The organism is Cytophagales bacterium (assembly GCA_033344775.1).
In the GTDB taxonomy this organism is placed as follows: Bacteria; Bacteroidota; Bacteroidia; order Cytophagales; family Cyclobacteriaceae; genus JAWPMT01.
Genome location: JAWPMT010000006.1, coordinates 381,723 through 396,046, shown reverse-complemented (window position 1 = coordinate 396,046; position 14,324 = coordinate 381,723). Strand labels below are relative to the sequence as shown.

The 14,324-nt window shown below is 45.9% G+C and carries 14 protein-coding genes; 12 read left to right on the top strand and 2 right to left on the bottom strand.

The annotated features are described in order from the left end of the window. The first annotated feature begins 90 nt into the window (after positions 1 to 90). The 8 genes from R8G66_31480 (at position 91) to ytxJ (ending at position 10,159) form a co-directional block, all read left to right on the top strand. Positions 91 to 672 (top strand): DNA-3-methyladenine glycosylase I, encoded by a 582-nt coding sequence (locus R8G66_31480; protein MDW3196941.1) that lies wholly within the window; start codon positions 91 to 93, stop codon positions 670 to 672. Between the two features lie 124 nt (positions 673 to 796). Beyond that, the gene (locus R8G66_31475) at positions 797 to 1,684 is read left to right on the top strand and encodes an MBL fold metallo-hydrolase (protein ID MDW3196940.1); all 888 of its coding nucleotides are present in this window, start codon (positions 797 to 799) and stop codon (positions 1,682 to 1,684) included. 21 nt (positions 1,685 to 1,705) lie between these two features. Then, entirely contained in the window at positions 1,706 to 4,072 is a 2,367-nt protein-coding gene (locus R8G66_31470; protein MDW3196939.1) for a penicillin acylase family protein, read from the top strand. 59 nt (positions 4,073 to 4,131) lie between these two features. Continuing rightward, complete coding sequence (locus R8G66_31465; GenBank protein ID MDW3196938.1) at positions 4,132 to 5,130, top strand: LD-carboxypeptidase; 999 nt, start codon at positions 4,132 to 4,134, stop codon at positions 5,128 to 5,130. A gap of 11 nt (positions 5,131 to 5,141) precedes the next feature. Then, positions 5,142 to 6,509, top strand: a complete 1,368-nt coding sequence (locus R8G66_31460) for a M20/M25/M40 family metallo-hydrolase (GenBank protein ID MDW3196937.1) — start codon at positions 5,142 to 5,144, stop codon at positions 6,507 to 6,509. 173 nt (positions 6,510 to 6,682) lie between these two features. Further along, positions 6,683 to 8,653: a dehydrogenase E1 component subunit alpha/beta gene (locus R8G66_31455; GenBank protein ID MDW3196936.1), complete on the top strand. Its 1,971-nt coding sequence runs from the start codon at positions 6,683 to 6,685 to the stop codon at positions 8,651 to 8,653. Positions 8,654 to 8,724: 71 nt separating this feature from the next. Further along, on the top strand, positions 8,725 to 9,813 hold the full coding sequence (locus R8G66_31450) for a hypothetical protein (protein ID MDW3196935.1): 1,089 nt from the start codon (positions 8,725 to 8,727) through the stop codon (positions 9,811 to 9,813). Positions 9,814 to 9,817: 4 nt separating this feature from the next. Further along, a complete protein-coding gene (gene ytxJ / locus R8G66_31445; protein ID MDW3196934.1) occupies positions 9,818 to 10,159 on the top strand; it encodes a bacillithiol system redox-active protein YtxJ in 342 nt (113 codons plus the stop codon). Between the two features lie 24 nt (positions 10,160 to 10,183). Here ytxJ and R8G66_31440 read toward each other — a convergent pair whose 3' ends face one another. Next, entirely contained in the window at positions 10,184 to 10,585 is a 402-nt protein-coding gene (locus R8G66_31440; protein ID MDW3196933.1) for an OsmC family protein, read from the bottom strand. 33 nt (positions 10,586 to 10,618) lie between these two features. On the opposite strand from R8G66_31440, the gene R8G66_31435 reads away from it, so the two are divergent. From R8G66_31435 to lipA, 3 genes are all read left to right on the top strand, one after another. Further along, the gene (locus R8G66_31435; GenBank protein MDW3196932.1) at positions 10,619 to 11,350 is read left to right on the top strand and encodes a hypothetical protein; all 732 of its coding nucleotides are present in this window, start codon (positions 10,619 to 10,621) and stop codon (positions 11,348 to 11,350) included. 96 nt (positions 11,351 to 11,446) lie between these two features. Next, positions 11,447 to 12,178, top strand: coding sequence for a hypothetical protein (locus R8G66_31430; protein MDW3196931.1), 732 nt, complete (start codon positions 11,447 to 11,449; stop codon positions 12,176 to 12,178). Between the two features lie 32 nt (positions 12,179 to 12,210). After that, the gene (lipA, locus tag R8G66_31425) at positions 12,211 to 13,095 is read left to right on the top strand and encodes a lipoyl synthase (GenBank protein ID MDW3196930.1); all 885 of its coding nucleotides are present in this window, start codon (positions 12,211 to 12,213) and stop codon (positions 13,093 to 13,095) included. 58 nt (positions 13,096 to 13,153) lie between these two features. Here the strand turns inward: lipA and R8G66_31420 are convergent, their stop codons facing one another. After that, on the bottom strand, positions 13,154 to 13,561 hold the full coding sequence (locus tag R8G66_31420) for a DUF1801 domain-containing protein (GenBank protein MDW3196929.1): 408 nt from the start codon (positions 13,559 to 13,561) through the stop codon (positions 13,154 to 13,156). A gap of 96 nt (positions 13,562 to 13,657) precedes the next feature. Between R8G66_31420 and R8G66_31415 the strand changes: the two genes are divergently transcribed. After that, complete coding sequence (locus R8G66_31415; GenBank protein ID MDW3196928.1) at positions 13,658 to 14,317, top strand: HAD family phosphatase; 660 nt, start codon at positions 13,658 to 13,660, stop codon at positions 14,315 to 14,317. Positions 14,318 to 14,324: the final 7 nt, after the last annotated feature.

The following is a 14,324-nucleotide window of genomic DNA, read 5'->3' as shown; positions in this document are numbered from 1 at the left end:
TCGAAAGGGTACAAAAATAGGTTTTCTTGGTTCACATAAAAACGTCGTGTTTTGTGCATATTGCCTTTCATGTGATATTGATTAAAAGAAATGAATGAAATCATAGAAAAGAAGCGGTGTAAGTGGGCCGAAGATAGCTTTCAGGCATACATTGATTATCATGATAACGAGTGGGGAGTGCCAGTTCACGATGATAAGATCCATTTCGAATTTTTGATTCTGGAAGGAGCACAAGCCGGATTAAGCTGGAGTACCATATTGAAAAAACGCGAAGGCTATCGCAAAGCGTTTGCGGACTTTGAAGTGCAAGCTGTGGCTGCATTCTCTCATGCTGAAATTGAGATGTTAGTGCAAAATCCGGAGATCATTCGAAACAAACTGAAAATCAACTCAGCAGTGACCAATGCACGATGTTTCATCGAAGTACAGAAGGAATTTGGCTCATTCGATGAATATGTTTGGTCATTTGTGAACCACAAAGTGATCCAGAACAATTGGAAAACAGCCGCAGAAGTTCCGGCGACTACTCCCGAGTCAGACCAGCTGAGCAAAGATTTAAAAAAGCGAGGTTTCAAATTTGTGGGCTCAACCATCATGTATGCTTACATGCAATCCATGGGGATGGTCAATGATCATACTGTCGATTGCTTCCGACACGCCGAATTGAAGTGATGTGCAATGGCTGAAACCGCGTTGAAACGTAAGGTTTACACCAATGAAATTTTGCTGGGACAACTTTAAAAGCCTATTGGTTAGGGTATAAATTCTTATCTTGGGCCATTGAATTTCGCGATCCATGCCCCAACTCATCGACCTTAAATTTCTGGGCTTAGAAGAGGCCATTGGTGCCTATCTCATCGAGTCATCAGAAGGACCTGTTTTAATTGAAACAGGACCACATTCCACCTACGAAACATTAAAACGTGCCTTAAACTCACACGGCTACACGGCCAAGGACATTAAGCATGTCTTATTGACGCATATCCATTTGGATCATGCTGGAGCTGCATGGGCTTTTGCCGATCAGGGGGCGAAGATCTATGTGCATCCATTTGGTAAAAAGCACCTCTCAGATCCATCTATACTCATGGAATCCGCCCGCCGCATCTATCAGGATAAAATGGATGAGCTTTGGGGAGACATGAAGTCAATCGATCCCGAAAAGATCATTACTCCTGAAGACGAGGAAGAAATTACCATTGGCAACCAAACGTTCAAATCTTTATATACGCCTGGGCATGCCAAACATCATATCGCATGGCAATTTGAAGACACGGTTTTCTGCGGAGATATCGCAGGGGTGAAAATCGGTAACGGACCTGTGGTCCCTCCCTGCCCACCACCGGATATCAACCTGGAGGACTGGCTGAACTCCATCAAGATCGTAGAAAAAAGTGGTGCCAAATCCATTTATCTGACACATTTTGGAGAAATCACCGACATAGCAGCACATATGGATGAATTGCGCTTCATGCTTAAAGACTGGGCCAACTGGGTCAAAATCCGATGGGAGGCATTGCAATCTCCTGAGGAGATGACACCCGCATTTTCAGAATATACGGCCAATCAATTGCGAGAAAAAGGTGTAGACGAACAGGGTGTGAAACAATATGAGGCCGCTAACCCTTCCTGGATGAGTGTAGCAGGATTGATCCGTTATTGGAAGAAAAACCCCGCTCACTAAAAAAGAATAAAACGTACTTTCATGAAAATCATCAGGGTAATACTGTTTACGATCATCGTCATTGCCATCGTCATTTCGGCGATTGTCACTTCCGTCCGGGCAGTTATGTCCCCTGATTATCGCGGTGAATTGGCCATTGGTGGGCTCTCTGCTCCTGTGGAAGTATATTATACAGATCACGGCATTCCCCACATTTACGCTGAAACAGAAATCGACGCGTATCGTGCGTTGGGTTATGTCCACGCCCAGGATCGCCTGTGGCAAATGGACCTGTTGCGCCGCGTAGGAGGAGGTCGTCTTGCTGAAATATTTGGAGAAAGCCTGGTAGAAACCGATCAATATTTCAGAACCATCGGGACACACGAGTATGCACGGACCTCCGCAGAAGATCTGAGGCTCCGTGGAGGAAAAATGTTGGCAATCGCCGAAGCTTATGTAGCTGGAGTCAACCATTTTATGAACACAGGTCCCAAAACCGTAGAACATACCCTACTTGGTATGGACATGGAGCCGTATACGGTGGAGAATATTTACGAAGTATTGACCTACATGTCTTTCAGCTTCGCGAATGCACAAAAATTAGATCCTTTGCTTACAGAGCTCTACACCCGATTGGATAGCACTTATATAGAAGATATCCCAGTTTTCAGCCGGCCCAATGAATATCGTATGTCGGTTACCAATGGTGGGCAATCTTCCGCATTGAGCGCACATACCAATAAAGTGTTGAATGAACTGAATGTGCCACTTTTTATTGGCAGTAACAGTTGGGTTATCGGGCCAAAATTGTCTGCTTCAGGAAATACCATCCTCGCTAATGACCCGCACATTGGATTTGCTCAACCATCGGTCTGGTACGAAGCACATCTGAGTCACCCGGAAGGCGAAGTGTACGGATATTTTATTGCTGGTGATCCGATCCCTCCGATCATGCACAACACGCAAATCGCAACAGGCCTAACCATGTTCGAGAACGACGACATTGATTTCTATCTTGAAAAAATCAATCCTGATGATGATTCACAATACATGTACAAAGGTGAATGGGAGCCTTTTGCATATGCTTCGGAGACCATCAGGGTGAAAGACGGAGACCCAGTCAAGTTCACCAAGCGAAAGACGAAACATGGTCCGGTTTTATCAGATGTGATGGAAGAAGAAGATCAAACGGTTTCCATGTTCTGGGTTTACACGGCAGAAGAAAACTTTAGCATGGAGGCAAGTTACGAAATCAACGCGGCCAAAAATGCGACAGAAGCGGCTTCAGGTGCTTCCAAAATCCATGGACCTGGATTGAACGTGATGTTTGGTTCCAGCAAAGGAGAATATGCACGCTGGTCTTCAGGTCGTTTGATCTACCGGGAAAATGAACAAGATTCCAAAACCTACCGTGATGGCAGCTCTGGCCTTCACGACCCTGATAGCGTTCGACCTTTTAGCCAAAACCCCATCGACCTGAATGCTAAAAGAGGATACACCTACAGTGCCAATAACCACCCGGAACCTGTCGATGGTGTGTATTACTCCGGTTATTATTTACCGGATGATCGAGGAGAGAGCATTGTTGGTATACTCGAGAGTGAAGAGTTATGGAGTGTAGAGGAGGTCAAACAAATGATGCTGGACCATCATGCGGTGATGATGCCCAAGGTGAAGTCTACCTTGCTGAATGCCGTCAATGGCCATGCGGATGAACATGTACATTTCATCCTGGGTGAATGGACTGGAAGTTTCGAGCGGGAAAGCAAGCAGGCGCCGTTCTTTCAACTATGGGTGTATGAAACCCTACGCCAGGCCATGATTGACGAAATGGATTCGACGTTGTGGGATAACTTCCGAGGAACGCACCTATTTAAAAGAACCTTTGAGCCGTTGATCCAAAACCGAAATTCGGTTTGGTGGGATGATGTCAGGACGGATAAACGAGAAACCAGAGATGACATCATCAAAAGAGCGTATGATCTTTCGTGGGACCGGTTTACGCCTGTTTATGGCGAAGACCCTGAAGCATGGCGGTGGGAAAATCACCATATGTTGACACACAAGCATGCCATGTCATCCGCGAGTGCAGCACTAGCGAAGTTCCTGGACGTTGGTCCATTTATGGTTCCAGGGACCAATGAGGTGATCAATAACCTTGGTTTTACCTACTCCGATGCATTGATCCATCAGGTATCTTTCGGCCCTTCCACCCGTCGAATTGTGGATATGGCAGATCCGATCAACAACAGTTGGTCCATCTTGCCTACCGGACAATCAGGTAATCCTTTTAGTCCTTATTATGATGATCAGGCAGCAATGTATGCCAATGGTGAATACCGCAAAATGTTGCTGGATCCAAAAGTGATCAAGCAATCGAAGTTATTGCTCAAGCTTACGGTGGAATAGAACAATTACTTACGGTTTTTGTGCATCGCTTATTTATGGGTTAATTTTTCCCTCAATCCATGAACAGAAGAAAATTCATAGCCAGTACGTCATTACTAGGTATAGGAAGTGCCGTAATGGCCTTTCCTCAGGAAAACCAATTGATCAAGCCTCCTGCACTGAAAAAAGGAGGTACGGTAGGATTGGTTACTCCGGCTAGTTCTCTGACCCGATCAGCCTTTGAAAAGACCTTAGCAAACATTGAAACACTGGGGTTTAAAGTCAAATACTCTGATAATTTACGAGTTACACGCGGTTTTCTTTCAGGCACTGACGCGCAGCGGCTCACTGATCTTCATGAAATGTTTGAAAATGGCGAAGTAGATGCGATCATTTGTGCACGAGGAGGTTATGGCAGTGCCCGATTACTACCCAATCTCCAAGCAGACCTGATCAAACGGAATGCGAAGCCTCTTGTGGGCTATTCGGATATTACGGCGCTTCATCAGTTTATCTATGCCAAGACGGGACTGGTCACGTTTCATGGACCCGTTGGTGCTTCAGACTACAATGATTTTACCCGGGACTACATGGAAGACCTGGTCATGAAGGGTAAAAAGATAAAAATCCAGGCGGATGAACCACAAGTGATTGTGCCAGGAGAAGCAGAAGGCCAGTTGGTTGGAGGCAATTTGTCGCTACTGGCGAGTCTGGTAGGCACGCCGTATCAGATGACTTATGAAGGCCATATTTTATTCATCGAAGAAATTGGCGAATCCACGTATCGCGTCGATCGCATGTTGACCCAATTGGTGCAAAGTGGCGCTTTGAAAGGTGTAAAAGGGATCGCTTTAGGGTATTTCACCAATTGCGATGCCAAGCCGGGCGATCGGGGTTATGAGCAGTCCATCTCATTGATGGAAGTATTCAAAGATCAGTTTGAAGACCTGGGTGTGCCGGTGCTGGCCGGACTGCCTTTTGGACATGAGGAGCACAATGCTACACTTCCGGTGGGTGTTCGTGCTAAATTAGATACCAGCAAAGGAAGCATTAAGACGCTCGAAGCAGCAGTCAAATAACCTAGTTAATTATGAAAAACACATTGATCATGTTGTGCACAGTCCTGTGCACTGCTGTTATGGCGCAAGACCATTCGGAGGCCATTCAAAAAATTTATCAGGAGCAGTTGAACAACAGTCACGCTTACGAAAACCTGAGGTACCTGACCAAAGAAATCGGAAACCGCCTGAGTGGATCACCGAGAGCCGCCGCCGCAGTAGAATACACCCGCCAACTGATGAAAGGTTATGGTTTTGATACAGTATTCCTGCAACCGGTAATGGTCCCGCATTGGGTCCGTGGTAAGAAGGAAGTTGCCCGCATCATCAATTCAAATAAACTAGGTACTTATGCGCTGAACCCTATTGCCCTTGGCAACTCAGTAGGCACGGGCTCGGAAGGTGTGGTGGCAGAAGTGGTGGAAGTCACAAACATGCAGCAAGTTGAAGACCTGGGAAAAGCCCTGGAGGGAAAGATTGTTTTCTTCAACCTGAAAGCGGACCTGAATTTGGTCAATTCTTTTCGTGCGTATGGAGGTACTGTGATCCAGCGTGTTTGGGGCGCTTCTGAAGCGGCTAAATATGGAGCTAAGGCCGTGATCGTAAGATCAGCCACCAACTTCCAGGATGATATCCCGCACACAGGAACATTGCGATACAAGCCAAACATTGCCCAAATTCCTGCTGCAGCGATCAGTACAAATGAAGCGGATATGTTGAGCGGATTGCTACAAGGACAAGATGACCTCAAGATCTATTTGGAAACGAATTGTGGCATGCAGGGTGAAAAACTCTCTTATAATGTAGTAGGACAATTGACCGGCTCTGAGTTTCCGGATGAATTTATCGCGGTGGGTGGCCACCTGGATTCCTGGGATGTAGGCGAAGGTGCACACGATGATGGAGCTGGATGTGTACAAGGAATTGAAGTGTTGAGAACCTACAAGGCATTAGGCATTCAGCCAAAAAGAACCCTCAGAGCCGTCATGTGGATGAACGAAGAGAACGGAGGAGCAGGAGGCAGAGGTTATGCGAATTACGTGGAGGAACATGGCGAAAAACACATTGCGGCCATGGAGTCAGATCGCGGAGGCTTTGTGCCCAGAGGGTTTACTTCTACGGGAACCGATGCTCAAAAAGCGCAGCTTCAATCCTGGGGTGAAAAATATTTCACGCAATACGAGTTGCACTCTTTCGATCAACCTGGAGGAGGAGCAGATATAGGACCCTTGGCACCACAGGGTACTTTTCTGATCGGTTTGCTACCTGATTCGCAGCGCTACTTCAAATATCACCACACCGCAGCGGATGTTTTTGAGAATGTCAATCAAAGGGAACTGGTTCTGGGAGCAGCAGCGATGACGGCAATGATCTACCTTGTGGATCAAGAAGGGATATGATAAAATTGAGGGCGTCATTCCGGGTTTTTTCATCGTAAATTCAAAAGAAGATGAAAAAAGACCGGAATCTCTTTTGCGCCTGAAATAACCCCACCATCTAAAAAACCGACTACTTCCTTAAAGGACTACCTGAAAACACTAGATTTGCGGCGATATTTTTTCACCCCGCAGATATGAATTTCGACAGAAAAGAAAGAAATGATGACCAGTTACTGGAGATTTATAAGTCGCTGGTCACCCCTCGCCTGATTGAAGAAAAAATGCTGATCTTGCTTCGTCAGGGCAAAATCAGCAAATGGTTTTCGGGAATAGGACAAGAGGCCATATCTGTAGGATCCGCTCTGGTGCTGGAAAATGAAGAATACATTTTACCCATGCACCGAAACCTGGGTGTTTTCACGAGTCGCGGCGTTCCTTTTACCCGATTGTTTTCCCAGTTTCAGGGCAAGATCAATGGCTTTACCAAAGGGCGAGATCGATCTTTTCACTTTGGAACACAGGACTACAACATTGTAGGCATGATTTCCCATCTGGGTCCGCAAATGGGGATCGCTGATGGGATCGCTTTATCTTCTCTGCTTCGAAAAGAAAGCCGGGCTACGCTGGTTTTTACCGGAGATGGTGGCTCCAGTGAAGGCGACTTCCACGAATCGATCAATGTGGCTTCAGTCTGGAACCTTCCGGTCATTTTTGTGATCGAAAACAATGGCTATGGATTATCTACCCCAAGCCGGGAGCAATTCAATTTTGATTCCTTCACCGTAAAAGGGCCTGCGTACGGTATTGAAGCGTACAGTGTGGATGGCAACAATATCCTGGAAGTGCTCAATGAACTTGAGCCGTTGGTCCAGAGTGTGAGGGAAAACCCCCGACCGATCATTTTTGAAGCGCGTACCTTCCGTATGCGGGGCCACGAAGAAGCTTCCGGGACCAAATATGTCCCCAAGGAATTAATGGAACATTGGGCTAAGAAAGACCCTATAGAAAATTATGAAGCTTTTCTGATCAAGGAAGGGATCGATGAAAAGCAATTGGAAGCAGAAAAGGAAAAAATCAGAAAAGTCATCAATAAGTCCGTAAAGGAAGCCTTTGCTGAAGAGGCAATCGCTGGAGATATTCCAACGGAATTGGGAGATGTGTATCACAATAGTGAAATCGTTCCGGTAGCCCCTTCCGAGAAGACGGAAGAAAAACGTTTTGTTGACGCGATATCCGAAGGTCTGTTCCAAAGCATGGAAAAACACCCCGATTTGGTGGTGATGGGTCAGGATATCGCGGATTATGGAGGGGTATTCAAAGTGACCGAAGGTTTCGTGGAAAAATTCGGAAAGGAGCGAGTGAGAAATACGCCGCTGTGCGAATCGGCCATCGTTGGTGCAGGCCTTGGGTTAAGTATTGCTGGCATGAAGGCGGTGGTTGAAATGCAATTTGCAGATTTTGTGACCTGTGGCTTCAATCAAATTGTGAACAACCTGGCAAAGGTCCACTATCGGTGGAATCAAAATGCCGATGTAGTCGTACGCATGCCTACCGGTGCCGGTGTGGGTGCCGGACCGTTCCACTCGCAGAGCAATGAAGCCTGGTTTTTCCACACACCAGGGTTGAAAATCGTCTATCCTTCCAATCCTCGAGATGCCAAAGGCTTGTTGACCGCTGCCATCGCAGATTCCAATCCTGTTTTGTACTTTGAGCACAAATACCTCTACCGCTCACTGAGTAGCGAAGTACCTACTGATTATTACAACATTGAGATTGGTAAAGCGGCCATAGCACAGGAGGGAACAGACCTGACCATCGTTACGTATGGTATGGGTGTGCATTGGGCCAGGGAATATGCCGCGGAGCAAGAAGCAAGCATTGAGATCATCGATTTGCGGACCCTGTTGCCGTGGGATCAGGAAACCGTAAAGCAATCGGTGGAAAAAACAAATCGAGCAATTGTCCTGCATGAAGACTGTATGACTGGGGGAATTGGAGGCGAAATCGCCAGCTGGATCATGGAAAACTGCTTCCAGTCGCTGGACGCACCGGTGATGCGAGTAGCCAGTCTCGACACTCCCGTTCCTTTCGCGGCTGCTTTGGAGAACAATTTTTTGCCAAAAGATCGGTTAAAGGAGAAGGTAAAAGAAATCCTTGCCTACTGATCAGACATGCAGTAACCTAAAAAATTATTGAGTTTGTACTTTTTATTGTAAATCTTTGACAAAAGCACTCATTGAAACTCCGTTTTACGATATCTCTCTTGCTATTCACCTTTTTCATGGTGTTTTCAGGGGCACTTCATGCCCAGCTACTGGAGGATACGGATCGTAAGCTGAAAACTTCCAGGACTTCAAGGAAATTTCGGCTCTTCAAGAAAAAACAAAAAAAGGCGGCCCCATTTCTGTCTTTTGGTAAGACCAACAAGGGCAAAACGATCACACCCACGTCTTCAGGCATTCCGTTTAGTGGGAGAATTGCCAATGTAAAACCTCTCTCTGCTTCAGGCAGCCCGTTTCGTAATGCTCGTCGGGCTACGGCACCGAGACTATCTATAGGTTCGCCATTCAAAGGAAGATACAAGGTGAAACCCCGCTTTTCGTTAGGTTCTCCCTTTTCTGCCAAAGACCGACCTGTTCTTGCGCAGTTTTCGGGACCAAAACCTTTTACGAGAAGAGACAACCCCTTACCTGCTCGCTTCTCTGCAGGCAAACCTTTTACCATAAAAGATTTTCCGCGATTGGCACAGTTTTCCGGCCCCAAGCCTTTTACTCGCAAGGACATTCCGGCCCGCGCCCGGTTTAGTGGCCCCAAACCATTTACAAGAAAAGATTATCCAGTCGCACCGAGATTTTCCGAAGGGTTACCATTTACACGCAAAGACAACCCGTCCATTCCAAGGTATGCAAGTTCACCTTACCTCGGTGTGAAATGGAAAGTCAAACCCAGAGATAGTCGCTACATGTCTTTCAACCTGAGGGTGCGCAGAATGATGGAGTCGATCTTTCCCAATCGCTATGTTTCCAGCTTCTTGTCTAATGTCCGGTTTTACAATGGCCCAGACCTGTCTTCACGGTCAATCCAACTATCCCGATGGATGGGACCTTACAAACTCAAGCCGAAAAAGCCCGGAAGAAATTTGCATCCTAGTTACCGCTATAAAAGATCCGTTTTGGTGGCCAATGAGACGGTTCGGGATGGCATGAGGCGATGGAACATTTTCTGGACTGGATTTTCCCGGAACTCTGAAGCACCTAAAGGTGTTAGAAAAAAAGTTTCGAAACCGAAATTTGACAGAAAAGAAAGAGAGATTTGGAATAATTGATGCCATGAACTGGAATAGATTAGAAAAAGTAGAGGACCTGGATGAAGTGACCACTTTGTCTGAAGAGAAGCCAGTGATCTTGTTTAAACACAGCACCCGTTGTTCGATCAGTGCCGCTACCCTCAATCGATTGGAGCGCAATTGGGATGAATCTGAGATGAAAAACTCTGAGATTTTCTATTTGGACCTGATAAGATTCAGAGACATATCCAACAAAATTGCTGAGAAGTTTGGCGTTCCCCATCAATCACCACAAGTACTAGTGATCAAAAACGGGGAGTCCATTCATGACGCCTCACATTTTGGTGTCGATTACCAATCACTGAATAAGGTAGTGAACGGCTAACCTTGTTTTAGTGTTTTAACAGCATTAAAAATCGAAACTGACTTCTTGCGAGAGGTCTGCTGATAAACTCAACGCTACCGGACAAGTCAACGCTTTTTCTTTCAGGTGTTGAATGTGTTCCTCACTCAGGTTACATTCAGGCCAGGAGAAAGCGATGCGAATTTTGGAGATTTTCCTTGGGTCTGCCGACATGATCTTCGTCGTTTCAGCTGAAATCCCTCGAATATCAATCCCTAATTTGTTGGCTTCAATGCCCATAATGGTCATCATGCAGGAAGTCAAGGCACCGGCCACCAGATCGGTTGGGGAAAACGACTCTCCTTTTCCGTGGTTGTCCACGGGGGCATCAGTGATGATTTGGGTCCCGGACTTCAGGTGTTGCGCCTCAGTTCTTAAATCTCCAGTGTAGTAAGATTTTATATGCATGATCAACCAATGGTTTGTAAATATGTTACTTGTATGAGTGCAAATATTCCTATGCTAAAATTGAATCACAAACTTCTACTGCTCGTCTTTTTGGTGCCGATGGTGGTTTTAGGACAAATTGACACGGAGGAATTTGGTTACAGTCGAGAATTTACCTGGGGCATCAATAAAAACACGAACTCAGGTTTAATTGGTGGCTTCAGTTTTAAACTAGCACGTAAATCAGGAGACCAGACTTATCGCACTTTCGGATTAGACGTACTGAATGTTAAGCACCCCAAAGAATTAAGAGTCCCTCAGGGGCCAACGGGAAGTTCCTTCATTTTCGGCAAACAGAACTTTCTGTACTCGATCAGAGGTCATTATGGCATAGAAAGAATCATTTTTAGAAAAGCTTCACAACAGGGGGTTCAGATCAATGTTAATGCGGCCGGAGGGCCAAGTTTGGGAATAGAAGCCCCATACTATGTCTTGGCGGGAGGTTCTACAGAGGTGTATGATCCAAATTTACATACCTCTCCATTTTCTATTCAGGGTAGCGGCCGTCTTTTTCAGGGGCTCGGAGAGTCAAAGTTGATTCCAGGACTCAATGTCAGATCATCGGTGCTTTTTGAGTTTGGAACCTTTAGGAAAAATGTGGTAGGCCTGGAACTGGGATTAGCAGCAGAAGCGTTTTCCAGAAAAATCATCATTGTACCCACACATGCCAACAGGGCAATTTATACTTCGGCGTTTTTTACACTTTTTTGGGGATCAAGGAAATAGACCCTTGTTTGCTGCCAGGCTGGTACATAGAGATAAAAACAGGTAGTGATTTTATATGCATGATCAAACCATTAATTTTGTAAATGCGTTTGTAGTATGAATGCGAATATTCCTATGCTAAAATTGAATCACAAACTTCTGATGGTGCTCTTTTTGTCTCCATTACTGGCTTTGGGGCAGATCGAAGAAGAGGAATTTGATTACAGCCGAGAATTTACCTGGGGCATCAATAAGAATACAAACTCCGGGTTGATCGGAGGACTGAGTCTCAAATGGTCCAGAAGATCAAAAGAAAACACCTATCGGACGATCAGTTTCGACATCCTTAATGTGAAACATCCAAAGGAGCAACGCTATATTTCTCAAACCACTGGTACTTCTTTCATTTTTGGAAAGCAGAATTTTCTCTATGCCCTCCGGGGGCAATATGGCGTAGAAAGAATCATGTTCAGAAAAGCACCTCAACAAGGTGTGCAGATCAACGTATTGGCTGCTGCCGGTCCGTCCATTGGTTTAGAAGCACCCTATTATGTACTTAGTGGAGGAGAAAGTGAAATTTACGACCCCAACCGACACACCAGTCCGAACGCCATTCAAGGCTCCGGGAAATTGTTGCAGGGACTTGGGGAGTCAAAGATCGTTCCGGGAATGAACGGAAAGGCATCCGTAATTTTCGAATTCGGAACATTTCGAAAAAATGTAGCAGGGCTGGAAATCGGTCTTGCAGCTGAAGTATTTACCAGGGAAATCATTCTTGTGCCTACACAGAATAACAGTGCCCTGTATACTTCGGGATTCTTTACCTTATTTTGGGGCTCCAGAAAATAGCGCCCCGGAAATCCAATAGACAGAAAGAAATCATGATAGAATTGCCCACCGTCGAAGCACAGGAAGTGCGGAAGAAAAAGCCAAACTGGCTGAGAGTGAAGTTGCCTGTTGGGCCAGAATATAGAAAAGTTCGAAAGATCGTCGATGAGAATAAACTCCATACGATCTGCGAAAGTGGCAATTGCCCAAACATGGGTGAGTGCTGGGGAGCCGGAACGGCCACCTTCATGATCCTTGGTAATGTGTGTACCAGAAGCTGTACATTCTGCGCTGTAGCGACAGGGAGACCACCGGAATATGATCAGGAAGAGCCCATGCGAGTGGCAGAAGCCATCAAAACCATGGGTGTAAAGCATGCGGTGATCACCAGTGTCAACCGTGACGAATTGAAAGATCGCGGAGCAGAGATATGGTACCAAACTGTAGCCAATGTGAAGGAACTAAGCCCTGAAACCACCATTGAAACGCTGATCCCCGATGTGAAAGGCAAATGGGAAGCACTGGCGAGAATGATTGAGCCCGGTCAGGAAGTAGTTTCCCATAACATGGAAACGGTAGAGCGACTTTACAGAAGGGTACGTCCACAAGCGAAATATGCCAGAAGTCTGGAACAAACTCAGCGTACCAAAGATGCCGGAATGCGCACCAAATCAGGTATTATGCTAGGATTGGGAGAAACGCAGGATGAAGTACACAAGGCCATGGATGACCTGGTGGAAAATGGACTGGATATCCTTACACTGGGACAATACCTGCAGCCGACCAAAATGCACATCGAAGTGGCTGAGTTCATTCACCCGGATCAATTTGAAGCGTATAAGGAAGAAGGCCTGAAAAGAGGCTTGAAATACGTGGAGTCCGGACCATTGGTACGATCATCGTATCACGCCGAAAGACACGTGAACGTTCCGATTTAAGCAAGAACTTTTAGAAAATAACAGAGGGTGCCTGATCAAGGCACCTTTTTTGTTTATCTCAGCCGCGATTTTCAAGGACCAATCTTTCCTTGATATCGGCATAGGCCACATTGATCAATAATTTGATGTACGATTCATCTTGTTCTTCGCCCGGCCTAAGTTTGATGTGTCGCATTCGTTTGCCAGAGCCTTCTAAGACTCCTTTTTCGTCGGGAAGATCCGCTCCATAAAAGAATCCTAGATTGACATGCTTGCTATAGGCATTGACATAAGCAAAAGGGGCATCCTCTACACATCCAATCGGGTAGCCATCGTGAAAGATATCTTGCACATCAGGACCACAGGACTTGACGATCTCGAACCATTTGAGGGCAATCGGCTGAAGTATCTCGGGTTTACTTGCCAGCCATTCCATCATTGTGATCTCTTCCAGGTCTTTTCCAAAAAATTTAAGTATTGGCTCCATGATCTTTGATTAGATATAGACGCTTCTAAGTTATGATTTTATGATCAGTAGCGTTCTCCAGTTTTCTTTTTCCTAGCTTCGCAAAAAACAAAACGCATGCAATTTCCCAAAGGAATTCTTTTCGATTTTGATGGCACACTTGTGGATTCAGAAACGTTTCATTTTCGCAGTGCCCGCGATTTATTCAAACGTGACTTCAACGTGGAAATCGACATGGAATACTACAACCAAAAGATGGCAGGTATTCCGCTTTCGAAGAGCAGTCCTGACTTTATCAAAGAATTGAACCTGCCCACCACACCAGAGGAAGTAACCAATGCTTTTGATGTGCATACCAGCGAAATGTTGGAAAAAGAGGCCGTTCCATTGATGCCCCATGCCCTGGAAGCGATCGATTTTTTTGAGGAACGGGGTTGCTTATTGGGAATCGTGACCGGAAGTGGTAGAAGAGATGTTTCGTTGACCCTGAGAAGGCTCAATCTTTATGATCGCTTCCAAGTGCTGGTCAGTCACAATGAAGTTGAAAACGTGAAGCCGCATGCCGAACCCTACCTCAAAGGAGTGGCCGGACTCGGCTTGCAAAAAGAAGAAATTGTTGCTTTCGAAGACAGTCCTAATGGGATGACCTCAGCCCTCAACGCCGGGTTGACTTGTATTGGTATTCAGCGTGAGCCTGTATTGAGTAATCGCATGAACCGCGGAACGATGCTGGTCAAAGGATTTGATCAAGTGATCCAACACTTTCGGCAACTTTAGAGGCTTC

Coding starts and splice junctions, on each gene's coding strand:
- R8G66_31475 (MDW3196940.1), top strand. CDS start 797: ATGCCCCAACTCATCGACCTTAAATTTCTGGGCTTAGAAGAGGCCATT.
- R8G66_31455 (MDW3196936.1), top strand. CDS start 6,683: ATGAATTTCGACAGAAAAGAAAGAAATGATGACCAGTTACTGGAGATT.
- lipA (MDW3196930.1), top strand. CDS start 12,211: ATGATAGAATTGCCCACCGTCGAAGCACAGGAAGTGCGGAAGAAAAAG.
- R8G66_31480 (MDW3196941.1), top strand. CDS start 91: ATGAATGAAATCATAGAAAAGAAGCGGTGTAAGTGGGCCGAAGATAGC.
- R8G66_31430 (MDW3196931.1), top strand. CDS start 11,447: ATGAATGCGAATATTCCTATGCTAAAATTGAATCACAAACTTCTGATG.
- R8G66_31420 (MDW3196929.1), bottom strand. CDS start 13,561: ATGGAGCCAATACTTAAATTTTTTGGAAAAGACCTGGAAGAGATCACA.
- R8G66_31435 (MDW3196932.1), top strand. CDS start 10,619: ATGAGTGCAAATATTCCTATGCTAAAATTGAATCACAAACTTCTACTG.
- R8G66_31460 (MDW3196937.1), top strand. CDS start 5,142: ATGAAAAACACATTGATCATGTTGTGCACAGTCCTGTGCACTGCTGTT.
- R8G66_31470 (MDW3196939.1), top strand. CDS start 1,706: ATGAAAATCATCAGGGTAATACTGTTTACGATCATCGTCATTGCCATC.
- R8G66_31415 (MDW3196928.1), top strand. CDS start 13,658: ATGCAATTTCCCAAAGGAATTCTTTTCGATTTTGATGGCACACTTGTG.
- R8G66_31465 (MDW3196938.1), top strand. CDS start 4,132: ATGAACAGAAGAAAATTCATAGCCAGTACGTCATTACTAGGTATAGGA.
- ytxJ (MDW3196934.1), top strand. CDS start 9,818: ATGAACTGGAATAGATTAGAAAAAGTAGAGGACCTGGATGAAGTGACC.
- R8G66_31440 (MDW3196933.1), bottom strand. CDS start 10,585: ATGCATATAAAATCTTACTACACTGGAGATTTAAGAACTGAGGCGCAA.